Raw genomic sequence first — 21,318 nt, 5'->3', positions numbered from 1 at the left:
CCCAGCGGGAGCAAGCTCCCTCGCCACAACTGCGGATGTGCCTGAAACATCGGCTTAAGTGAACAGCATTACGCACACTGGCGGGCTTTATCTGTACCAGGCTGTCGCCGTGAGGCTTACAGGTCTTTAACGGTACGAATCTGATCTTTGTTGATGCGGGTTTGCTTGCCATCCAGTTGCTCGAATTCGTAAAAGCCCGACTTGGAATCGAAGTGGGGGGTGTCGACCGACTGGATCTCGCGACCGTCATTCAAGGTGATCACCGCGGGCGATGAGCAACCTGCGAGGGTAGCGAGGCCCAGTGCGAGCATGAGAGTGGCGAGGGTCCGATGAGTCATGTGATTTCTCCGAATATGAATTCTTTTGAGTACTGGGCTGAGACGTATGCCTGGCGTGCAAGTTCCTTGGTTGGCCTCATTCTGGCACGTTGCTGTGCAGGCTTAACAGTTCAGGTGTATTCAGGTTGGCCAGGCGTCGGTCGTTTTCGGGGCATTGCAGTGCGATGGCACCGAGGTTGCGCATGATGCGTCCGGGGCTGCGTTCACCCTCGTTCCAGGCGTTTTCAAACTCGCCTGCCAGCGCTACAGGGATAATGCACAGCAACGGTTCCCAATGTTCGCCCTGGCGTAGCATCAAGGGTTTGTCCGGCTGTTGGCAGGCGGCTTCTCGCATGGCCGTGAGCAGTTGGGCGTCAATGCGCGGCACGTCGCAGGGCAGTACCATCAGATGGGGATGTCGCGCGACTGCCAACCCGGCGCGAATGCCAGCCAATGGGCCCGGGAAGTCGCTATTGTCGTCATGCACCAACTGGTCGGCATAAAGCGCGTATTTTTCCAGATTGCGGTTGCAGGAAATGATCAGGTCATCACTCAAGCCTCGAGTCAGGTGATGCAGATGAGCAATCAGAGGCAGGCCTTGCCACACCAGTAGCCCCTTGTCCTGACCGCCCATGCGCTGGCCACGTCCTCCTGCCAGAAGCAGGACGGAGCAGGGCGGCAACTGGAAGTTCGAGGTCATGCTGCATCTCCATCGGTGCGCTGAAAAAATGAGGCGCTGTGATATAACACCGGGCTGTTTCTCCTACAACTGGACGAGCCTATGAAAGCCAAGGCTGATGTACCTTTCGCCCCGCTGAACATTGCGGTGCTGACTGTCAGTGATACCCGCACGCTGGAAACCGATACCTCGGGACAGGTCTTCGTTGACCGCCTCAGTGCTGCCGGGCATAACCTGGCCGCGCGTATTCTGCTTAAAGATGACCTCTACAAAATTCGTGCGCAAGTCGCGACCTGGATCGCTGACGACGTCGTGCAAGTGGTGCTGATTACGGGCGGTACGGGTTTTACCGGTCGTGACAGTACACCGGAAGCTGTCAGTTGCCTGCTGGATAAGCAGGTCGACGGATTTGGCGAGCTGTTTCGGCAGATATCGGTTGCGGACATCGGCACCTCGACGGTGCAATCGCGGGCATTGGCAGGGTTGGCCAATGGCACGCTGGTCTGCTGTCTGCCGGGTTCTACCAATGCGGTGCGAACCGGTTGGGACGGGATTCTCGCGGAGCAACTGGATTCGCGGCATCGTCCGTGTAACTTCGTCGCTCACTTGAAACAGGCTGCACCCTGTGAATCCCGTGGGTAAGCCGGGCAAGACCGGCAGCTTGATGCCCGTCGAAGTGGCGCTGGCACGCTTGCTGGAAATGGCTGAGGCGTCGCCAATCCTTGAGCGCGAACGAATGCCGTTGGCCGCGATCCAGGGCCGCGTTCTTGCCGAGGACCTGGTATCGACCCTTGATCTGCCGCCATGGCCCAACAGCGCCATGGATGGTTATGCCTTGCGCCTGGCCGATTGGACTGGCGAGTCACTGGTGGTCAGCCAGAAGATTTTTGCCGGGCAAGCCCCGGAGCCATTGGCACCCGGTACATGTGCACGGATCTTCACCGGTGCCCCGGTGCCAGTGGGTGCAGACTGCGTTGAAATGCAGGAAAACGCCGAGATCCAGGCGGACCAACGGGTATGTTTTACCGAGCCGATGCGCGCAGGGCAAAACATTCGCCCACAAGGTCAGGAAACCACGGTGGGTGAACAGGTATTGACCGCCGGTACGCGCCTGGGTCCCATCGAGCAAGGTTTGGCAGCGTCACTGGGGTGTGCGGAACTTGAAGTCGTGCGCAAGGTACGGGTTGCGGTGCTGTCCACCGGAGACGAGTTGGTCGAGCCTGGGCAAGCCCTCGGTCCGGGTCAGATCTATAACAGCAATCGGGTATTGCTGTGCAGTTGGTTGCAGCGTTTAGGCTGCGAAGTGATCGATGCGGGGATTCTGCCGGACGATTTGCAGGCCACTCGCAATCGGCTCGCCGAACTGGGGGATGTCGACCTGATCCTTTCTACGGGCGGTGTATCGGTAGGCGAGGCGGATTTCCTGGGTATTGCGCTGCGCGAAGAGGGCGAACTGGCATTGTGGAAATTGGCCATCAAGCCGGGGAAACCACTGACGTTCGGGCATTTTCGAGGCGTGCCGGTGATTGGGTTGCCTGGCAATCCTGCGTCGACACTGGTGACCTTCGCCTTGTTGGCACGCCCTTATCTGTTACGCCGCCAAGGCGTGAGAGAGGTTCGGCCTTTGCAGTTTCAGGTTCCGGCAGGATTCGTCTGGTCCAAGGCCGGCAATCGCCGTGAATACCTGCGCGGTCGTCTGGAGCATGGGCGGGCAATTATCTACAAGAATCAGAGCTCGGGTGTTTTGCGCAGTGCCGCCTGGGCGGAAGGGCTGGTTGAAGTGCAGGAAGATCGCACGTTGGTCGAGGGTGATTGGGTGAACTTCATCCCCCTGAGTGAAGTGCTGGGCTAGGTCTTTGCGCACTACAGCCTCGCCAGCACCAGGCCCGGTATGGATCACGTCGGGCCTGGTGTTTCGTGGTGCAGGTTATGCGTTGAGTAGTGCCACGAGTTGATCGAAGCGGCTGTTGGCAATCCAGCCGAGCAGGCTGATGATCACTGCCGCAGCGCCTGCCGAGTAGACAAGCCTGTGCTTGATGGATTTGACGTCGCTTCGGACCTCCTCCATATCTCTGCGGATGTACTTGAGGAGGGTCTCCAGCTCTACAACGCGCGGTTCCATGTCGTTCACTCCAGGTGTGTTGATGGTGCAATTGCATTCAATCGGGTGAGCGGGGTGGCCGGTGTCTGGAGGCGCACCCCGGTTCGCTGGAAATCGGAAGTCATGGCTTTGCATTAAGTGCATGGCTCCCTGCCTGATAGACCCTGGTCATATTGCGTACACTTCCTTGTGGGTTTTTTGCTGTTGCCTGATAACTGCAGTCACAAGGTGTACCAACACCAAATGACCGTCAATTGGGCATATTCATCATGACTTGTAAGAAAAAAGTCGGCATGTAGGACGCTTCTGAATGCCTGAGGGATAGGCACTACAGGGCGTTGCATCTGGCCTAGTCGTCGAGACTGATGATTTGCTCGCGCACGGCAAACAGTACCAGGCCCGCGACATCGAAGATCTGCAAGCGCTTCATGATCTGAGAGCGATGGGTTTCCACCGTTTTGATGCTCAGGCCCAAACCATTGGCAATCTCGCGAGTGGATTTGCCACGCACGATCAAGCGCAGAATCTCTAGCTGGCGAGCCGTCAGATTATGGGTGTCGACGGGTTCTGGCCGGCTTTTCTGGGCACGCACCAGTGCCTGGTTGATCACGGTGTGAGCGATGGCCGGGCTCAGGTAGCGTTCGTTGTTGCGCAAGGCTTCGAGCGCGTGTTCCAGCTCCGTGGCGGTGGTGTCCTTGAGCAGATAGCCGTGAGCGCCTGACTCCAGGGCTTGCATGATCAGCGTCGGGTCGGTGTGCATCGACAGGATCAGCACTTTGCTTTGTGGGCGTACGGCCTTGAGTCTTTGCAGAGCCTCGAGCCCGCCGGTTTCCTTCATGGATATATCCAGCAGGATGATGTCGGGGCTTAGCTTCTCGACCATTTCGAGCAGTTGTGCACCATCATTGGCTTCACCAATGACGGCGTAACCAGGAATGTCCAGAACCAGCGCACGCACGCCGGCTCTGATCAGCGAGTGGTCATCCACCAGAAGCAAGTTACAAGTCAATGTTGAACCTTATTCGTACTGGCTCGTTCGAGCGCGCGGGGCGCCCAGGGGAAAAGTGCTTCGATCTGCGTACCCTTGCCGGGCTCGCTGATGACGCTCAAGGTGCCGCCCAGTTGTTCGACCCGCTCCGACATGCCGGCCATTCCGCGTTGCCCTTCACGGCCAGGATGGGTGGCTGGAGAAAAGCCCAGTCCGTCATCGCTGATAAACAGCGCCAGTCCTTGGGGCAGACGTTGCAGGCGAATCAGCAGGTTTTTGGCTTGGGCATGGCGCAGCATATTGGTGACGGCTTCCTGAGAAATCCGAAACGCCGCCACCGCCATTTCTTCTGGAATACCGGTCAGGCGCTGCTGGCATTCAAGGCTCCAGCTCACGGCAGTATTGGCCAGCATTTTGAGCAGATGTGCACGCAAACTGGCTTCAAGGCCAAGGCTGGTGAGTTGTCTTGGATTGAGGATGGCCGAGACATCACGAACTTTGGTCAGGGTTTCTTCCAGCGTGTCGCAGAGCAGGGTGCAATGGCTTTGCAGTTCTTCGGGCTGACGTCGCTTGAGCCATTCACTTTGCAGCTTTGCCGCCGTCAGCAATTGGCCGATATCGTCGTGGAGTTCACGGCTGAGCCGATGGCGTTCGTTTTCCTGTACTTCCAGCAAACGGTCGGCCAGTTCCTGAGGCTGGAACCTGATCGATTTTCGCGAACGGCAATACTGCACCCAGACGCTGGTGGCTGCCGCGAGATTCAATATCAGCAGTGCGACTGGAAATTGGCTGGACAGGCAGTAAACCAGCAGGCTGCCCACCGCCGAACACAGGCACAGCAGCAGTGTGAACCGGCGAACGCTTTTTCGGGAGGGTGGCCAAGAGGCGACTGACTTGAGGCTGGCGTACATAGCGGATGGAGCCAATGAATGTTCGCTGCGGGCAGACCGGTCACGATGGCTGACGGGTCTCTGTGTGGAAAACGTTGGTAATTGAATAGTGGGCTTCAAGTTAGCGCAGTCTGATTGTCAAAATCGAGTGTTGCACTGTACAAGGGGATAGGCTCCACCTGAAGTCAGAGTGCCATAGCGCAGAACCAACTAATTGGGCCGCATAATACCACTTAACATACCGTTGGTCGCGTTCGCTATATATGTCCAAAGGGTCAGGAATTTTGCCGTTGCTGGACATATGCTCCACGTTGGCGGTCGTGGGCTGGTGACTGAGCATCCAGCATGACTCATTACGTCACTCATCAGTTTGCAGCGTTCTGGACGGGTAGCTCAGGAGGTCGGAAGTCGACAACTAATGCTTGGGTTATTAACTTGATGCTGACGTTAAAAGATATGAAGTATTCAATTGCGACGCGAAAGCGTTGTTGCTGGAAGTGTTAAAAATTATTAAACGGTGCCATGCATTATCTGATGCAACTCAGGCATGTCTTGCCGAAAGCGGAACGCATGCGAATGGCTTGGGGGGTAATGCCAGGCGCGTCGGGGCACGGCCAATTTCCATCGCGAAGGCTTCGATCAACGATAGCTGTTCGGCGTCATCGAGGCTGAGTTGGCCGGTAGTCAGGTCGACCAGTTCAAGTTGCCAGGCCATCAATGTGAAGCACTCTTTCAAGGCACACAGTGCCTGGTCGTTCAGGTCAATTTGATTGCGTGCACCGTTGAGCAAGGCGTGAATGCACATCGAGAACTCGGATACCGCCCGCAGTGCCAATGCATCCGCCCGGTTGGCCAGGGTGAACAGTGTGTTCAGCATGCAATCGATGGCGTCCTGATCATTGTTGATCAGTTGTAGGTGGCTCAGGCATTCCTCGGATTTGGCCAGCAGGGTTTCAGCCTCGATCAAGAATTCGGGCAGTCGCTGATTCCAGTTCTTACGATCGTTCAGCATGCTTTTCTCCACGACATCAAGTCAGGTGATGCAATCAGCCGTATGGCGAACGGGCGTAAGGTACTGCCGGACCACGACCTGAATCTGTAGGGCAGTTCTGATTTTTTGCTGTTGACGATGAACGGTCTGTTTGCGTTCGACGCGAATGCCCCGATGACGCGAGCCTGATTGACAGCGTAACGAGGTGCCGAACCCATTAGCCGTGAGGCATGAGGTGCGTAACCCGGCGGGCTGAAAAAAGAGCTCGGCAACGGTACTTCGATCACAGACAAAAGCCTGACTCCATTCATGCAGTGAGAATGGCGTCACATTAATGGCTATTGGATATCGCGAATATCAGGCTGATCCCGATTGCGGCTAGGGGATTCCCTGATGTCACGGAACTTGACACGCAAAGACGGGTCGCGCGCAGGGTTGTGCAGTGGATGAAATAGCCGCCTCAGTAGAGCATGATGTTAATGTGACATCAATTCCTTTGCGTGGCATTTTGTTTGCGGGTCAAGATTGCGTGAGATCCGCCGATAACTTTCTTTAGTGAATTCATCAGAAAAGCCCAGGAGTCATCAATGGCCGGCATTCTCGACACAGTAGATCAACGCACACAGCTGGTGGGTGAGAATCGCCTGGAAATTCTCATGTTTCGCCTGGCCGGTCGGCAGTTATTTGCAATCAACGTCTTCAAGGTGCAGGAAGTCCTGCAATTGCCAAAGCTGACCTTGATGCCGCAGCGTCACCCGTTTGTCTGTGGTGTGGTCAATCTGCGTGGCCAGACATTGCCGGTGATCGACCTGTCCCAGGCCATCGGCATGCGACCGCTGGTGCCGGGGCCCAACAGCACCATCATCGTGACCGAGTACAACCGCTCGGTGCAGGCCTTCCTGGTCGGTGGCGTCGATCGCATCGTCAACATGAACTGGGAAGCCATTCTGCCGCCGCCAACCAGTGCCGGGCGCCAGCATTACCTGACGGCCATCAGCAAGGTCGATGACCAACTGGTGGAGATCATCGACGTCGAAAAAGTACTCGCCGAGATCGTGCCTTACAACGCCAAGGTTTCGCGTGACAAGCTCGAAGACCCGGTGCTGGAGCGCGCCCGCGGTCGTGAAGTGCTGCTGGTGGACGACTCCAATGTTGCCCTGTCCCAGTTGCGCGATACCCTGGGCCAGCTCGGGGTGAAAATGCACATCGCCAGTGACGGTCTGAAGGCACTGAACATGCTCAAGGCCTGGGCCGATACGGGTGTGGTCATGACCGACAAATTGCTGATGATCTTCACCGACGCGGAAATGCCCGAGATGGACGGTTACCGCCTGACCACCGAGATTCGCAACGATCCACGCTTGCGCGGCCTGTACGTCGTCCTGCATACCTCGCTGTCCGGCAGCTTCAACGACTCGATGGTGAAGAAGGTCGGTTGTGACAACTTCCTCTCGAAATTCCAGCCAGACAAACTGGTCGACGTGGTGCGCCAGCGCCTGATGCTCGACGCAGTCCCGGCCTGACGGAACGTCACGGGCAGGCACGGTGTCTGCCCGTGATGTGCTTCTTTGATTCATCAGCCGGCTCGTATATCGTGGCGCTTTTGCCCACCAGGGAGCTGGCCATGTTGCGTCTGAGCGCGCTTTACCGTTATCCACTCAAGTCCGGCAAGGGCGAAATCCTGCAACAGGCCAGCCTGGACAAACTGGGGCTGGTGGGGGATCGGCGCTGGATGCTGGTAGACGAGGCCAGCGGACGTTTCCTGACGCAACGCGCGGAATCGCGTATGAGTCAATTGTCGGCGTTGTGGAACACCTCCGGTGGCCTGAGGCTCAGTGCAGCCGGTCACTCGTCGATCGATATTGCCTTGCCTGCCAGCGACGCTGAACAGCGTGGCGTGACCATCTGGCGCGATACTTTGCGGGTTCCCGATGCGGGGGATGCTGCCGGTGCCTGGGTCAGTGAGTTCATCGGCAAGCCTACCCGATTGGTGCAGGTGCCCGAGACGCTGGCCCGTACCACTCAGGCCGGCTATGGCAAGGATGACGATAAAGTCGCCTTTGCCGACGGTTTTCCGCTGTTGTTGATTGGTCAGACTTCGCTTGAGGACTTGTCGCAACGGGTCGGCCGTCCACTGGAGATGCTGCGTTTTCGACCGAATCTGGTGATCGAGGGCAGTGAGGCATTTGCCGAGGACGGCTGGAAGCGTATTCGCATTGGCGATGTCGAGTTTCGCGTGGTCAAGTCGTGTGCGCGCTGCATCCTCACCACCATCGACCCGCAGACCGGTGAGCGCAGCGACGACCGTGAACCCTTGGCGACGCTGCAGCAATACCGTGCGCAAGAGGATGGCGCGATGTTTGGCCAGAACCTGGTCAACGACGGCAATGGCTGGCTCGAAGTCGGCATGCCGGTAGAGATTATCGAATGACGCTGTAATGCTGGAATGAAAAATGCCCGTGTCTTTCGACACGGGCATTTTTATCGCGGTGAAACGCTTAGCCGCGGTATTCGCACAGGTAAGCGGTGTCGACGGCAACTTTCAGCTGGAACTTGCTGTTGGCCGGTACGTTGAACTGGCTGCCGGCGGCGAAGGTTTCCCAGTCGCTGCTGTCAGGCAGTTTGACGGTCAGGGCTCCGGAAACCACGTGCATGATTTCACGCTGGCTGGTGCCGAATTCGTATTCGCCCGGTGCCATGACGCCGATGGTGGCCGGACCTTCAGCGGTGCCGAAGGCAATCGACTTGACGGTGCCGTCGAAGTACTCGTTGACTTTAAACATGGGCGATTCCTCGAAATGGGCTAAAAAGGCCGGCCAGTATGCACAAGGCCTTTTCGTCCGTCACCTGTTGCCCTCAAGGATCAGGCCGGAAGAATCAGCGGTAACAACCGCGCAGTATTACGTGCATCTTCCAGCGCCCGGTGCTGTTGACCGGTAAATTGCATGCCCGCCAATTGCAGAGCGCCATTGAGCCCCAGCGGCCGCTCCAGTCGGCGGGCCTTGGCAAAGCGTTGCTTCAGATTCATGTGGGGGACTCGGCTGAGGGCACTATCGAGTTGCAGGCGTTGCCATTCCTGAAGCAGTTGTTGTCGGTCGTAATCGCCCCAGCTGGCCCAACCCTCAAGGCGCGTATGATGCTGGCCGAGCCAGCGCTCGAACAGCGGCCAGACCTCGGTCAGGGGCTGGGCCGCGTCGATATTGGCTTGGGTTATGTGGGTCAGTTCACGACAGAAAGGGGTCAGCAGCGGGCGTCGCAGGGGCCGAACGAATCGCTGGAAGTAGTCCAGTTCGCGGCCTGCGCGATTGACCAGGGTGGCGCCGATTTCGATGATTTCCATCTCGGTTACTGGCCAGCCACCGTCATCGGTGGTCGCTTCGAGATCAATTACCAGCCAATGAGGCATCGCAGGTTTCCTGGTGTCCGCGTCCTGATGAGGCTGAGCGTAGCCAAATGCGATGGATCCGCCTAGCGGCTTATTCAACCTCCAACAAAATCTGACGATTTTTTACCTGATCGCCGGGGCTGACCTGCAACCGTTTGATCACACCGTCGATGCCAGCCTTGAGCGGGTGCTCCATTTTCATTGCCTCCAGCACCAGCAACAGCTGCCCCTTGGTCACTGATGAGCCTTCACTGACCAGGACGTCGACAATCGCACCATCCATCGGGGCTTTCAGCGTGCCGGTGCTGGTGCCGACCTGGCTGCTGACGGGCGCCAATGTCTGGTCTTGCAGCAGCAAGCTGCCGGGGCGAGTGAACAACCACAGTTGCCCGGCGACCAGTTGATAGGCGTAGCGGCGGCGAATGCCGTTGATTTCCAGGTTGGCCGAGCGGGCGTTGATATCGAGCAGTTTCAGTTTCAGCGTTTCCCCGGCCACCTGAATGCCCAGTTGTCTGTCGGGCAGGGCCGTCACTTCGGTTGACCAGCGATCGCCATTAAGGCCGATCTGTTGCAGCAGCGGCGCGTTGGCATTGTTGCGCCAACTGGCGAGTCCTGGCGGATGCGCGCCAGCGGACTGCTGATAGAACAGCGCCGTGGCGATAGCCAGCTCTTCGGTCGTGGGCGCGTGTGAGTGAAGGCTTGGGTGATCGGCGAAGTATTGCGCGATGAACCCGGTATTGAAGTCCCCGGCGATGAACTGTGGATGCTCCAGCAAACCGGCGAGCAGACGCTGATTGGTCTGCAAACCCAGCAAGGCACTGTCCTGGACTGCCCGCAATAACTTGCGCCGAGCCTCTTCGCGGGTGGCACCGTAGGTGATGATTTTGCCGAGCAGCGGGTCGTAAAACGGGCTGACCTGCTGACCCTCAAGCAGGCCGTGGTCAATTCGCACCCCGTCCGCGAGGGCCGGTTCCCAGCGCATAATGCGCCCGGTCTGGGGCAAGAAATCCTGCGCCGGATCTTCGGCGTAAAGACGCACCTCCATCGCGTGGCCCTTGAGTTCGACCTGCTCCTGGCGCAACGGCAGCGGCAACCCAGCGGCGACATCCAGTTGCCAGGCCACCAGGTCCAGGCCGGTAATCATCTCGGTCACCGGGTGCTCGACCTGCAAGCGGGTGTTCATCTCCAGAAAGTAAAACTGGCCCCGCGGATCGAGCAAGAACTCCACGGTGCCGGCGCCGACGTAATTTACCGCGCGTCCGGCCTTCAGCGCAGCGTCGCCCATGGCCTGGCGCAGTTCGGCTGTCATTACCGGGCACGGCGCTTCTTCGATGACTTTTTGATGGCGACGCTGGATCGAGCAGTCGCGCTCGCCGAGGTAGATCAGGTTGCCGTGCCGGTCGCCGAACAGCTGGATCTCGACATGGCGCGGTTCGATCAGCGCTTGTTCGAGAATCAACTCGTCGCTGCCAAACGCGTGCAGGGCTTCGGAGCGTGCGGTGCGGATCTGCGCAAGCAGCTCACTCGCGCAGAGCACCAGGCGCATGCCGCGCCCACCTCCGCCGGCGCTGGCCTTGATCATCAGCGGATAACCGATGCGTTCGGCTTCGCGGCCGAGGGTGGCGTCATCCTGCTCCGCCCCTTGGTAACCGTTGATGCACGGCACACCAGCGGCGAGCATGGCGATTTTCGACAGGCGTTTGCTGCCCATCAGTTCGATGGCCGCAGGACTTGGGCCGATAAAGGTGATGCCGGCGCGGGCACAGGCCGTGGCGAATTCAGCGTTTTCCGAGAGGAAACCGTAGCCGGGATGGATCGCGTCCGCGCCGCTGCGCAATGCGGCGTCGATGATCGCCGCGCTGTTCAGGTAAGACTGCGCAACGGCCGCGGGGCCGATGTTGACCGCTTCATCGGCCATGCGCACATGCAGGGCATCGGCGTCGGCATCGCTGAACACCGCCACCGTGCGATAACCCAGCGCTTGAGCGGTGCGCTGGATGCGACAAGCGATTTCACCACGGTTGGCGATGAGGATTTTGCGCAGGGTGGGCATTTGTGGGTTCCCTTGGGGTAGGCGGTATGTGAGGGCCTCATCTCGAGCAAGCTTTGCTCCTACGGCGCCCAACCCGGTTTGCGCTTTTGTACGAAGGCCATCGTCCCTTCGACACCTTCCGCCCCGGTCACGGCTTCACTGAACCAATCGGCCGCCTGGTCGAGCAACGGTCCCATGGACTGTTCGGTGCTGGCCAGCAACAAGGCCTTGGTCGCGGCATTGGCGCCAGGCGCGCAGCACAGCACATGCGCGAGCACTGCATCCAGCCGCTCGGCGAGGGCTTGTGCATCGTGTTCGACAAAATGCACCAGCCCCAGGCGCCGCGCTTCATGCCCGTCAAAACGCGCGGCGGTCAGCGCCAGGCGTCGTGCCTGTGTGAGGCCGATACGCTGGACCACGAACGGTGCGATTTGCGCCGGCAGCAGGCCGAGGCTGGTTTCCGGCAAGCCGAACTGGGCGTTGTGATCGGTCAGTGCAATGTCGCTGACACAAACCAGACCGAAGCCGCCGCCGAGCACAGCTCCCTGCAACACCGTGATCAGCACTTGCGGCGCGTGCTGGGCTTCTTCGAGCAGGGCGCCAAACGCGCGGTTCAATTCGCGGTAGGCCGGCTGACCTTGAGCGCGGGCGTTGGCCATGTCTTTCAAATCGCCGCCAGCAGAAAAATGCCCGCCGGCACCGCCGAGCACCAACGCGCGGATGTCCCGGTCATCGCGCACCGCCGCGAGTACGGCGCGCAATTCGGCGACCATCTGCAAGCTCATGGCGTTGCGGCTGTCTGGCCGGTTCAAGGTGATGTGCAGAACGCCGTTGTGCAGTTCCAGCAGCAGGGTCTGGCAAATGGGCAAGGTGGTCATTTTTTCTTCCCGGGCAGTATGCCCATCAATTTGCAGATGATCCCCAGCATGATTTCGTCGGCGCCGCCGCCGATCGACACCAGCCGCACATCGCGGTAGGCGCGGGCCACCGGGTTGTCCCACATATAGCCCATCCCGCCCCAGTATTGCAGGCAACTGTCGCTGACTTCCCGGCCCAGCCGCCCGGCCTTGAGTTTGGCCATGGACGCCAGGCGCGTGACGTCCTGGCCTTTGACGTATTGCTCGGTGGCCTGGTAGACCAGCGCGCGCAGGCATTCGACTTCGGTTGCAAGCTCGGCAAGGCGGAAGTGAATTACCTGATTGTCGATCAGCGCAGTGCCAAAGGTCTTGCGCTCCTTGCAATACTCGATGGTGCTGTCGATGCAGTATTCCAGGCCCTTGATCATGTTCGCCGCACCGAACAGGCGTTCTTCCTGAAACTGCAGCATTTGCATCATGAAGCCTGCGCCTTCGTGGCCGATGCGGTTGCGTTGCGGCACGCGCACATTGTCGAAAAATACCTGGGCAGTTTCCGAGCTGCGCATGCCGAGCTTGTCCAGAGGCGAACTGAGGCTGATGCCGGGGCTGTTCATCGGCACCATGATCAACGACTTGTTGATGTGCGCCTTGTCGTCCGAGGTGTTGGCCAGCAAGCAGATAAAGTCGGCGCTTGGAGAATTGGTGATCCACATTTTGCTGCCGTTGATCACGTAGTCGCCGCCGTCCTTGCGCGCGGTGGTTTTCAGCCCGGCGACATCAGAGCCGGCACCAACTTCCGAGACGCCAATGCAGCCGACCTGTTCGCCGGTGATCGCCGGGCGAAGGAATTCTTCACGCAGCTCATCGGAGCCAAAACGGGCGAGGGCCGGGGTGCACATGTCGGTCTGCACGCCAATCGACATCGGAATCCCGCCGCAATGAATGGTCCCGAACTCTTCAGCGGCGACAATCGAATAGCTGTAGTCCAGGCCCATGCCACCGAATTTTTCCGGTTTGGAAATCCCCAGCAGACCGAGCGCACCGGCCTTGCGGAAAATCTCGTGGATCGGAAAGCGTCCGGCCTTTTCCCATTCATCGACGTACGGGTTGATTTCGCGGTCGACAAAATTGCGTACGGTACGGCGCAGTTCTTCGTGTTCCTGGGTGAAGATCATTTTTATTGTTCTCCCTGCTAACCCCGATCGTTCCCACGCGCAGCAAAGGAACGCCTCTTTGGACGCTCTGCGTCCGCTTTTGGGACGCGGAGCGTCCCGGGCTGCATTCCCACGCAGACGGTTCGACGCCTCGACGTGGGAACGATCAAAATCTGGCGATACCAAAACTGTTCGGTTGCAGCTGACGAACCTCGGCCTCATGACAGATATCCAGCAGATAACCGAGCAAGGTGCGCGTATCTCGTGGATCAATCAGCCCGTCGTCCCACAGGTTGGCGCTGCCGTAGAGTGCGGTGGACTGGCTGTCGAGTTTTTGCGCGGTGACCTGTTCGAGCGTGTCGAGCATCTTCGGGTCCGGGACCAAACCGTCCTTGCCCTGCCTGGCTTCGCTGACAATGCGCAGCACCTTGCCGGCCTGGGCGCCACCCATCACGGCGGTGCGGCTGTTGGGCCAGGCGAAGATGAAACGCGGGTCGAGCCCGCGGCCGCACATTGCATAGTTGCCGGCGCCGTAAGAGCCGCCGACCACCATGGTCAGCTTCGGCACCCGCGCGTTGGCGACAGCCTGAATCATCTTCGCGCCGTGTTTGATCACCCCTTGCTGTTCCGACTCGGTGCCGACCATGAAACCGGTGGTGTTATGGAAAAACAGCAGGGGTGTCTGGCTCTGGTCGCAGAGCTGGATGAACTGCGCAGCCTTGCTGGCGCCTTGCGGAGTGATCGGACCGTTGTTGCCGATAAATCCGCAGGGCCGTCCCTGGATTTTTATATGGCCGCACATCGTCTGCTGATCGAACTCGCCCTTGAACTCGAGAAAGCGCGAGCCATCAGCGATACGGGCAATGATCTCGCGCACGTCGTAGGGCTTTTTCGGATCGTCGGGAATCAGCCCGAGCAGTTCGTCGATGGGGTAGAGCGGCTCGTCCCAGTGTTCGGCGCTGCGTTGCGGTAACTGCGCATTCCACGGCAACAGGCTGACGATTTCGCGGACCAGGCGCACGCCGTCGGCATCGTTTTCTGCCAGGTATTCGGCAGTGCCGGCGATCTGCGCGTGCATTTCGGCGCCACCAAGTTCCTCATCAGTGGCAACTTCGCCGGTAGCGGCCTTGAGCAGCGGGGGGCCGGCGAGAAACAGCTTGGCCTTGCCGCGCACCACCACCACGTAGTCCGAGAGCCCTGGCTGATAAGCGCCGCCAGCGGTGGCCGAACCGTGCACCACGGTGATTTGCGGCAAGCCCATGGCCGACATCCGCGCCTGATTGGCAAAACTACGTGCGCCCTCGACGAAAATCTCCGCAGCGTAATTGAGGTTGGCGCCGCCGCTCTCGGCGAGGGTGATCACCGGCAGTTTGTTTTCCATGGCGATCTGTTGCAGGCGCAGGGACTTTTTCAGGCCGCTGGGGGAAATGGTTCCGCCCTTGATCGCGCTGTTGTTGGCGACCACCAGCACCCGTACACCGGACACATAACCAATCCCGGCGATCAACCCGCCACCGGCCTGGCTGCCATCTTTGTCGTCGTGCAGTTTGTAGCCGGCCAGGCTCGCCAGTTCGAGAAACGGTGCGCCAGGATCGAGCAGCAGGTTCAGCCGTTCGCGCGGCAGGAGTTGTCCGCGTTTGTCGAATTTCGGCTTCGCTTCGGCCGCTTTACTCAGCAGGTTGCGTTCCAACTGACGGAACTGCTCGATGCTGCCCAACATCGCCTCGCGGTTCTGCGCAAACTGCCGGCTGTGGATGTCGAGTTGCGACTCAATCTGTGGCATGGATCAGTCCTCGCCCTTGAGTACGTCGGGTAAGCCTGCGCGGTGGAAGCCATTGAACGACTCACTGTACTGCGCCTTGTGCAGCGGCCAGGCACGACTGCCGAGGCTCGCCGCACCGTCGATCCGCAACGTGCTGCCGCTGATAAAGGACGCCGCAGGGCTGAGCAGGAAAACGATCGCTGCGCTGACTTCCGATTCGGTGCCGATGCGCTTGAGCGGCACGTGTTCGCGCAGGGTCGGGATCACTGCCTTGAACGCACCTTCGTAGGTGTCCATGCCGCTGGAGGCAATCCACCCCGGCGCCACCGCGTTGACCCGCACCCCGGCGTAACCCCATTCGAACGCGGCGGTCTTGGTGAAGTTGTCCATACCCGAACGCGCCGCGCCCGAGTGACCCATGCCGGGCATGCCGCCCCACATGTCGGCGAGCATGTTGACGATGCTGCCACCGTGCTTGCTCATCGACTGATTGAACACCTCCCGAGCCATCAGGAACCCGCCCACCAGATTGGTTCGCAGCACGGTTTCGAAACCTTTCTGATTGATCGAGGCCAAGGGCGCCGGGTATTGGCCACCAGCGTTGTTGACCAGACCGTGAATCGGCCCGTGGTCCTTGATCAGTTGCCCGACCCGTTGCGTGACCGCTTCTTCATCGCGAATGTCGCAGGCCTGCCAACTCGACTTGCCGCCGTCCTCGGCAATTTCCGCCGCGACTTTTTGCAGCTTCTCGGGTTTGCGTCCGACCAACAGCACGTGGGCGCCAAGGGCTGCCAGTTCGTGGGCGGTGCAACGGCCGATGCCGCTGCCGCCACCCGTGACAATAATCGTCTGACCGGCAAACAGATCGGGTTTGAATATCGAATCAAAGGCCACGGCGACCGTCCTCTAGTTGACTTGGTCAGCGATGCCTTGCGGCACCGGGATCTGGATTTCCAATAGCTGCTGGGCGAACGCCTTGCCTTGCGGGTCGATCCGCAGGCTGGCCACGCCACCGCCGCCGAGGGCGTTTTCCAGGAGAAAATTCAGGCTGTGAGTACCGGGCAGATACCAGCGCTCGACACGTCCGTGAATCGGGTCGAGAACGTGACTCATCCAGTCGACGATCACCGCAGGCGTCAGGGCTTCGGCGATCCATGGCAGGTATTCGGGGGCGCGGGCCATGACGCCGATGTTGCTGTGATTGCCCTTGTCGCCGGAGCGCGCCACGGCGAGTTTCACCAGCGCCACACTGGCGTCGGCGCGAGCGTGGGGTTTGGGCGGATCAAAGGGCAGCGGCAGGTCGGCAACGTCGAGGTGATCGAGGGCAGGCAAGGCGCAGGGATAACGTTGGCCTTGCAGGTCGACTTCCAGCACGCAGGTATTTTTGTCGATCAGGAACGAGAACAGACGGATCAACGGGTACACGGTTGGCCGGCCGCCGACGATTCCGGTCAACCCCGGTGCCATACCGGTGGCGGCTTGAGCGATCTCGCGGGAAAACAGGATCAGCGCTTGTTTGTCCGGGTGCCGCACCGCCAGTTTGATCACTACTTCGCGGCTGTCCTGACGCTGGCCATGCAGACCATAAGTCGCTTCGCTGCCGAGCAGCTCAATGTTCACTTCGCTGTAGGGCGCCCAGCCGCGTTGGCTGAACATTTCCGAGGTCTTGGCAATGATCGCCTGGCTCACCCGACGTGCCTTGGCCACCGCGTCGATCCCGGCGATCAGACAACTCGCCGTGCAGCGAAAACCGTCCGGCCAGGTCGCACAGACCTTGTATTGACGGGGCGGCGGCAAGCCTTTGGCGCCATGTACATGCACGGCGTTGTTGGCGTGTTGCTGGAGTTTGACCAGGCTGAAATCGCAGACCACATCGGGCAGCAGATAGGCACGAGGGTTGCCGATTTCGTACAGCAGTTGCTCGCCGACGCTCAGCGGGGTGACCAAACCGCCGGTACCTTCAGGTTTGCTGACGATGAACTGGCCGTCGGCACTGACCTCGACGATCGGAAAACCAATGTGCTCGTAGTCCGGCACCTCTTGCCAATCGGTGAAGTTGCCTCCGGTGCACTGTGCGCCGCATTCGATGAGGTGCCCGGCCAGCGCGGCCTGGGCCAGTTTGTCGTAGTCCTGCCACGACCAGCCGAACTCATGCACCAATGCCGCGCTGACCACGGCGCTGTCGACCACCCGGCCGGTGATAACGATGTCCGCACCCAGGCGTAGCGCCTCGACGATGCCGGGGGCGCCGAGGTAGGCGTTGGTCGACACGCACATTGGCGGCAGTGGGGCGCCGCTGAACATTTCCTTTACGCCGCAGCCAGTCAGTTGCTTGAACTGCCGTTGCAGGTCATCACCGAGCAGCACAGCGATCTTCAGTGGCACACCGGCGCTATCGCAAGCCGCTTGCAGCGCCGCTGCGCAGGCCAGTGGATTGATTCCACCGGCGTTACTGATCACGCGGATGTTCTTTTCCAGGAGTTTCTTGAGCAGCGGGCTGAGGACCTCGACGAAGTCGGTTGCGTAACCGGCTCGGGGGTCTTTCATCCGTGCGCTGGCCAGCAACGACAGGGTGATTTCTGCCAGGTAGTCGAACACCAGATAGTCCAGCTGGGCGCCTTCAACCAACTGCGCGGCGGCGGTCGAGGTGTCACCCCAGAAGGCACTGGCGCAGCCGATACGAACGGTTTTGTTCATTGCAAGCCTCCGACAGAAGTGGCTCGAGACTACCAAGCAAGCGCTTGGTTTGTAAATGCTGGTTACATCTTCTTCCCAAGCGCTTGCTTGGTCGTCCCGGTCAGCTTAAATTGCCCGCGCAACCCAATGTTTTAGTGGTCTGATCGCACATTCGATTGAGCGACTGTAGGAGAGAACGGGTGGACGAGCAAAAAGCCCTGCTGGTAATGCGCGAGTTGGTCGACAACGGGCAACTGACCGATCCCGACAGCGCTCGCGGCAAACTGCTGCAAATGGCCGCTCACCTGTTTCGCAACAAGGGCTACGAGCGCACCACGGTGCGTGACCTGGCCAGTGCGGTCGGGATTCAGTCGGGAAGCATTTTTCATCACTTCAAAAGCAAGGATGAAATCCTGCGGGCGGTGATGGAAGAAACCATTCGCTACAACACCGCATTGATGCGCGCCTCCCTGGCGCAAGCGACCAATGTGCGCGAGCGGGTGCTGGCACTGATCCGCTGTGAGTTGCAGTCGATCATGGGCGGCAGCGGCGAAGCAATGGCGGTGCTGGTCTACGAATGGCGTTCGCTTTCGCAAGAAGGTCAGGCCCAGGTGCTGGCGCTGCGCGATATCTATGAGCAGATCTGGCTGCAAGTGCTGGGTGAGGCGAAAGACGCCGGTTTTATTCGTGGCGACGTGTTTATCACCCGACGTTTTCTAACCGGCGCGCTGTCCTGGACAACCACCTGGTTTCGGCCGGATGGCAGCATGAGCCTCGATCAATTGGCCGACGAAGCCTTGATTCTGGTGTTGGAAGAAAAGTGACCGTTTCGCAAAAACTTATTAAATAGCCATCACCAAGTTGTCGAAGTGGATAAAACCGCCTAGCTTGGTTGTAGTCGATATATTTTTAGAGGTGGGCTCGTTTTGATGTCTTCGCCAGTTCGGAAGGCTTTACGGATTTCGCTGATGGCGCTGGGTGCGCTGTTCGTACTGCCGGCTTCGGCCGCGCAAGTGGTGCAGGTGGGCGCCGCGCATTTTCCTCCCTATACCGTTCGGCCGGAAAATGGCGACGATACCGGACTGCTGCCGCAGTTGGTCGAGGCGCTGAACAAGATGCAAACCGACTATGAGTTCAAACTCGTGCCGACCTCCCTGCAGCGTCGATTCGGTGATTTCCAGGATGGCCGGACTGACATGGCGATCTTCGAAAACCCGGAGTGGGGTTGGAAGGATATCGCGCACAGCACCGTCGACATGGGGCTGGAAGATGCTGAAATCTTTGTCGCACAGAGCAAGCCGGATCGTCAGCAGGGTTACTTCGCCGATTTGAAAGGCAAGCGTCTGGCGCTGTACAGCGGTTATCACTATGAATTCGCCAATTTCAATAACGATCCGCAATTTCTCAAGGACAGTTACAACGCGACGCTCACGACTTCCCACGACAGCAATATTTTAATGGTTCTGCGCAATCGCGCCGACATTGCACTGGTCACACGTTCGTACCTCTACGATTACCTGCTGCGCAATGAAAAGGTCAGGCCGGAGTTGTTGGTATCCCAGCGCATCGATCAGGTTTATCACCATTACGCGCTGTTACGTCCGCAAGCGCCGATCAGCGCGGAAACCTTCGGCAAGTTGCTGCAGGGGTTGCGGGATAACGGGCAGATGCTGAAGATTTTCGATCCGTACAAGATTGCCATCGTGCCGGTGCCTAAAAGCTGAAGTCAGGCCAACCCTTTGACCCGAAACTTGCGCTTGCTCGGTAAGGTTCAAGGCGGTATCTCCAGAACGGTCCAAAAAAACTGAACCACAACACACAGGCTGCGATCTTTTAGCGGCGGGCGAACGTATCGCTGCGCTTGCCCGAAACCTTGCGGCAATGCACCAGGGCATCACGGATCATGAAGTTCACCAGGGTCGGCGACACGCCGAGTTCCTTGGCGATGTCCTTTTGCGGCACGCCGTGCAGGCGATACATCTCGAAGGCGTAGCGGGTGCGACTCGGTAATTGGCCGAGGGCATCGGCAATGTTTTCCAGAATCGAGAAGTTGATGTGCGAGGTTTCTGGCGAGGCATCGTGAATGACCACGTTCAAGCCTTCTTCTTCGGTGCCCGAATACTTTTGTTCCAGCGCCTGTCTGCGGTAGTGGTCAATCGCCAGGTTGCGCACGATCTGAAACAGGTAGCTGAGCTGAGCCTTGAACGAGGAGGTGATTTGCGGTGCTGATTGCAGCCTGAAAAACGCATCCTGAACGACATCTTCAGCGCGGGATCGGCAGCCGGTAATGCGGGCTGCGATTTTGACCAGAATCAGTCGATTATTAACGAACGCCTGGAGTAAGGGTGAGTCGCACCTGCTTGTGGTTACTGGTTCCGTCATGGAAATCACCTTGCTGCAAAAAGTAAGTAGGACAACCAAGGGGGGCGGAGCCGTCCTACACATCGAGTGACAAGCTAGTGTTAATGATAATAATTGTCAATTGATAGCGATTGTTATATTGAGGCCCCTTTGTCCAACACCTCACGCAGGCAGCCCTTGAACCGCGCTTGCTACTGACCAGCGCAGACTTGTTACAACCTCTGTTGAAGTTCGGATTGACTGTCCCCCGTCACCGGGACAGGCTGCCGGAGTTTTTTGGTTGACCCCCATTCAGAAAGGAGACAGTTGATGCCCTTCGCTACGATTGATGGACAATCGCTTCACTACGTTGACCAAGGCACTGGTCCGGTGGTGCTGTTGGCGGGTAGTTACTTGTGGGGCCAGGCCATGTGGGCGCCGCAGATTGTGGCGTTGTCGCAACACTATCGGGTGATTGCCGTGGACCTGTGGGGGCACGGGGAGTCCGGGCCGTTACCTGAGGGCATGACTTCGCTGGATGATCAGGCGCGGCAGGTACTGACGCTGCTTGATCATCTGGATATTGACCGCGTCACCCTGGTCGGGCTTTCGGTCGGCGGCATGTGGGGCGTGCGTCTGGCGCTGTCGGCCCCACAGCGCGTCAACGGCCTGGTGTTGATGGACACCTATGTCGGTGTCGAGCCCGAGCCGACTCGCCAGTACTATTTCTCGCTGTTCAAGCAGATCGAAGACAGCGGTGTAATCTCGCCGCAGTTACTCGATATCGTGGTGCCGATTTTCTTCCGTCCAGGCATCGACCCTCAGTCGGCGCTTTATCAGGATTTCCGCGCCAGGCTGGCCGCGCTGCCGCCTGAGCGTTTGCGTGAAAGCATTGTGCCGATGGGGCGCATTACGTTTGGTCGTGATGATCTGTTGCCGCGTCTGGGCGAGCTGAATCCTGAAACCACGCTGCTGATGTGCGGTGATCAGGACAAACCGCGGCCAGCGTCGGAAACCAGGGAAATGGCCGAGTTGATCGGTTGCCCGTATTTGTTGGTGCCGGAGGCAGGGCATATTTCGAACCTGGAGAATCCTGAGTTCGTCACCAAGGCGCTGCTGAAGTTTCTGTCGGAGAGAACTTAGTCG

General features: G+C 59.0%; 22 protein-coding genes. 7 read left to right on the top strand and 15 right to left on the bottom strand.

Annotated features, from left to right (window positions below):
* Positions 1-116 precede the first annotated feature (116 nt).
* Together KRR23_RS28395 and mobA are read right to left on the bottom strand one after the other, a co-directional pair.
* Positions 117-338, bottom strand: coding sequence for a YgdI/YgdR family lipoprotein (locus KRR23_RS28395; protein WP_054596379.1), 222 nt, complete (start codon positions 336-338; stop codon positions 117-119).
* A gap of 76 nt (positions 339-414) precedes the next feature.
* Complete coding sequence (mobA, locus tag KRR23_RS28390) at positions 415-1,017, bottom strand: molybdenum cofactor guanylyltransferase MobA (protein WP_216745144.1); 603 nt, start codon at positions 1,015-1,017, stop codon at positions 415-417.
* 81 nt (positions 1,018-1,098) lie between these two features.
* On the opposite strand from mobA, the gene moaB reads away from it, so the two are divergent.
* Both moaB and glp read left to right on the top strand, forming a co-directional pair.
* A complete protein-coding gene (moaB, locus tag KRR23_RS28385) occupies positions 1,099-1,638 on the top strand; it encodes a molybdenum cofactor biosynthesis protein B (RefSeq protein WP_054596381.1) in 540 nt (179 codons plus the stop codon).
* Between the two features lie 22 nt (positions 1,639-1,660).
* Positions 1,661-2,848, top strand: a complete 1,188-nt coding sequence (gene glp, locus KRR23_RS28380; RefSeq protein WP_216745146.1) for a gephyrin-like molybdotransferase Glp — start codon at positions 1,661-1,663, stop codon at positions 2,846-2,848.
* A gap of 75 nt (positions 2,849-2,923) precedes the next feature.
* Here glp and KRR23_RS29245 read toward each other — a convergent pair whose 3' ends face one another.
* From KRR23_RS29245 to KRR23_RS28360, 4 genes are all read right to left on the bottom strand, one after another.
* Complete coding sequence (locus KRR23_RS29245; protein WP_253912305.1) at positions 2,924-3,232, bottom strand: hypothetical protein; 309 nt, start codon at positions 3,230-3,232, stop codon at positions 2,924-2,926.
* A gap of 214 nt (positions 3,233-3,446) precedes the next feature.
* Positions 3,447-4,106, bottom strand: a complete 660-nt coding sequence (locus tag KRR23_RS28370; protein WP_054596384.1) for a response regulator transcription factor — start codon at positions 4,104-4,106, stop codon at positions 3,447-3,449.
* Complete coding sequence (locus tag KRR23_RS28365) at positions 4,103-4,996, bottom strand: sensor histidine kinase (RefSeq protein WP_216745145.1); 894 nt, start codon at positions 4,994-4,996, stop codon at positions 4,103-4,105. Before KRR23_RS28365 ends, KRR23_RS28370 begins: the two co-directional genes overlap by 4 nt.
* A gap of 520 nt (positions 4,997-5,516) precedes the next feature.
* A complete protein-coding gene (locus tag KRR23_RS28360; RefSeq protein WP_216745142.1) occupies positions 5,517-5,987 on the bottom strand; it encodes a hypothetical protein in 471 nt (156 codons plus the stop codon).
* Between the two features lie 566 nt (positions 5,988-6,553).
* Here KRR23_RS28360 and KRR23_RS28355 point away from each other — a divergent pair.
* A complete protein-coding gene (locus KRR23_RS28355; protein ID WP_054596387.1) occupies positions 6,554-7,489 on the top strand; it encodes a chemotaxis protein CheV in 936 nt (311 codons plus the stop codon).
* A gap of 101 nt (positions 7,490-7,590) precedes the next feature.
* On the top strand, positions 7,591-8,397 hold the full coding sequence (locus tag KRR23_RS28350; RefSeq protein WP_216745141.1) for an MOSC domain-containing protein: 807 nt from the start codon (positions 7,591-7,593) through the stop codon (positions 8,395-8,397).
* 67 nt (positions 8,398-8,464) lie between these two features.
* Here KRR23_RS28350 and KRR23_RS28345 read toward each other — a convergent pair whose 3' ends face one another.
* From KRR23_RS28345 to KRR23_RS28310, 8 genes are all read right to left on the bottom strand, one after another.
* A complete protein-coding gene (locus tag KRR23_RS28345) occupies positions 8,465-8,749 on the bottom strand; it encodes a pyrimidine/purine nucleoside phosphorylase (RefSeq protein ID WP_007940055.1) in 285 nt (94 codons plus the stop codon).
* Between the two features lie 80 nt (positions 8,750-8,829).
* A complete protein-coding gene (locus tag KRR23_RS28340; protein WP_103319814.1) occupies positions 8,830-9,372 on the bottom strand; it encodes an exonuclease domain-containing protein in 543 nt (180 codons plus the stop codon).
* A gap of 70 nt (positions 9,373-9,442) precedes the next feature.
* A complete protein-coding gene (locus tag KRR23_RS28335) occupies positions 9,443-11,404 on the bottom strand; it encodes an acetyl/propionyl/methylcrotonyl-CoA carboxylase subunit alpha (protein WP_216745140.1) in 1,962 nt (653 codons plus the stop codon).
* A 59-nt stretch (positions 11,405-11,463) separates the two neighbouring features.
* Positions 11,464-12,261 (bottom strand): enoyl-CoA hydratase/isomerase family protein, encoded by a 798-nt coding sequence (locus KRR23_RS28330; protein WP_216745139.1) that lies wholly within the window; start codon positions 12,259-12,261, stop codon positions 11,464-11,466.
* Positions 12,258-13,415, bottom strand: coding sequence for a citronellyl-CoA dehydrogenase (gene atuD, locus KRR23_RS28325; protein WP_216745138.1), 1,158 nt, complete (start codon positions 13,413-13,415; stop codon positions 12,258-12,260). The genes KRR23_RS28330 and atuD overlap by 4 nt, the downstream gene beginning before the upstream one ends.
* A 145-nt stretch (positions 13,416-13,560) precedes the next feature.
* Positions 13,561-15,177, bottom strand: a complete 1,617-nt coding sequence (gene atuC / locus KRR23_RS28320) for a geranyl-CoA carboxylase subunit beta (RefSeq protein ID WP_216745137.1) — start codon at positions 15,175-15,177, stop codon at positions 13,561-13,563.
* 3 nt (positions 15,178-15,180) lie between these two features.
* Positions 15,181-16,050 carry an SDR family oxidoreductase gene (locus tag KRR23_RS28315; RefSeq protein WP_216745136.1) on the bottom strand — a complete coding sequence of 290 codons (870 nt, stop codon included), beginning with the start codon at positions 16,048-16,050 and terminating at the stop codon, positions 15,181-15,183.
* A gap of 12 nt (positions 16,051-16,062) precedes the next feature.
* Positions 16,063-17,853, bottom strand: a complete 1,791-nt coding sequence (locus KRR23_RS28310) for an acyclic terpene utilization AtuA family protein (protein WP_216745135.1) — start codon at positions 17,851-17,853, stop codon at positions 16,063-16,065.
* Between the two features lie 179 nt (positions 17,854-18,032).
* On the opposite strand from KRR23_RS28310, the gene KRR23_RS28305 reads away from it, so the two are divergent.
* Both KRR23_RS28305 and KRR23_RS28300 read left to right on the top strand, forming a co-directional pair.
* Complete coding sequence (locus KRR23_RS28305) at positions 18,033-18,656, top strand: TetR/AcrR family transcriptional regulator (RefSeq protein ID WP_054596396.1); 624 nt, start codon at positions 18,033-18,035, stop codon at positions 18,654-18,656.
* Between the two features lie 105 nt (positions 18,657-18,761).
* Positions 18,762-19,556, top strand: coding sequence for an ABC transporter substrate-binding protein (locus tag KRR23_RS28300; RefSeq protein ID WP_216745134.1), 795 nt, complete (start codon positions 18,762-18,764; stop codon positions 19,554-19,556).
* 109 nt (positions 19,557-19,665) lie between these two features.
* On the opposite strand, the gene KRR23_RS28295 is transcribed toward KRR23_RS28300, so the two are convergent.
* A complete protein-coding gene (locus tag KRR23_RS28295; protein WP_054596398.1) occupies positions 19,666-20,214 on the bottom strand; it encodes an RNA polymerase factor sigma-70 in 549 nt (182 codons plus the stop codon).
* A gap of 288 nt (positions 20,215-20,502) precedes the next feature.
* On the opposite strand from KRR23_RS28295, the gene KRR23_RS28290 reads away from it, so the two are divergent.
* Positions 20,503-21,315 carry an alpha/beta fold hydrolase gene (locus KRR23_RS28290; RefSeq protein WP_216745133.1) on the top strand — a complete coding sequence of 271 codons (813 nt, stop codon included), beginning with the start codon at positions 20,503-20,505 and terminating at the stop codon, positions 21,313-21,315.
* Positions 21,316-21,318: the final 3 nt, after the last annotated feature.

This window comes from Pseudomonas sp. CVAP#3, from assembly GCF_018986375.1.
Lineage (GTDB): Bacteria > Pseudomonadota > Gammaproteobacteria > Pseudomonadales > Pseudomonadaceae > Aquipseudomonas > Aquipseudomonas helvetica.
The sequence above is the reverse complement of the archived record's forward strand: the minus strand, read 5'-3'. Positions and strand labels throughout refer to the sequence as shown.

Coding starts and splice junctions, on each gene's coding strand:
- KRR23_RS28360 (WP_216745142.1), bottom strand. CDS start 5,987: ATGCTGAACGATCGTAAGAACTGGAATCAGCGACTGCCCGAATTCTTG.
- KRR23_RS28295 (WP_054596398.1), bottom strand. CDS start 20,214: ATGACGGAACCAGTAACCACAAGCAGGTGCGACTCACCCTTACTCCAG.
- moaB (WP_054596381.1), top strand. CDS start 1,099: ATGAAAGCCAAGGCTGATGTACCTTTCGCCCCGCTGAACATTGCGGTG.
- mobA (WP_216745144.1), bottom strand. CDS start 1,017: ATGACCTCGAACTTCCAGTTGCCGCCCTGCTCCGTCCTGCTTCTGGCA.
- KRR23_RS28290 (WP_216745133.1), top strand. CDS start 20,503: ATGCCCTTCGCTACGATTGATGGACAATCGCTTCACTACGTTGACCAA.
- atuD (WP_216745138.1), bottom strand. CDS start 13,415: ATGATCTTCACCCAGGAACACGAAGAACTGCGCCGTACCGTACGCAAT.
- KRR23_RS28365 (WP_216745145.1), bottom strand. CDS start 4,996: ATGTACGCCAGCCTCAAGTCAGTCGCCTCTTGGCCACCCTCCCGAAAA.
- KRR23_RS28310 (WP_216745135.1), bottom strand. CDS start 17,853: ATGAACAAAACCGTTCGTATCGGCTGCGCCAGTGCCTTCTGGGGTGAC.
- KRR23_RS28340 (WP_103319814.1), bottom strand. CDS start 9,372: ATGCCTCATTGGCTGGTAATTGATCTCGAAGCGACCACCGATGACGGT.
- KRR23_RS28335 (WP_216745140.1), bottom strand. CDS start 11,404: ATGCCCACCCTGCGCAAAATCCTCATCGCCAACCGTGGTGAAATCGCT.
- KRR23_RS29245 (WP_253912305.1), bottom strand. CDS start 3,232: ATGCAAAGCCATGACTTCCGATTTCCAGCGAACCGGGGTGCGCCTCCA.
- glp (WP_216745146.1), top strand. CDS start 1,661: ATGCCCGTCGAAGTGGCGCTGGCACGCTTGCTGGAAATGGCTGAGGCG.
- KRR23_RS28345 (WP_007940055.1), bottom strand. CDS start 8,749: ATGTTTAAAGTCAACGAGTACTTCGACGGCACCGTCAAGTCGATTGCC.
- KRR23_RS28350 (WP_216745141.1), top strand. CDS start 7,591: ATGTTGCGTCTGAGCGCGCTTTACCGTTATCCACTCAAGTCCGGCAAG.
- KRR23_RS28330 (WP_216745139.1), bottom strand. CDS start 12,261: ATGACCACCTTGCCCATTTGCCAGACCCTGCTGCTGGAACTGCACAAC.
- atuC (WP_216745137.1), bottom strand. CDS start 15,177: ATGCCACAGATTGAGTCGCAACTCGACATCCACAGCCGGCAGTTTGCG.
- KRR23_RS28300 (WP_216745134.1), top strand. CDS start 18,762: ATGTCTTCGCCAGTTCGGAAGGCTTTACGGATTTCGCTGATGGCGCTG.
- KRR23_RS28355 (WP_054596387.1), top strand. CDS start 6,554: ATGGCCGGCATTCTCGACACAGTAGATCAACGCACACAGCTGGTGGGT.
- KRR23_RS28395 (WP_054596379.1), bottom strand. CDS start 338: ATGACTCATCGGACCCTCGCCACTCTCATGCTCGCACTGGGCCTCGCT.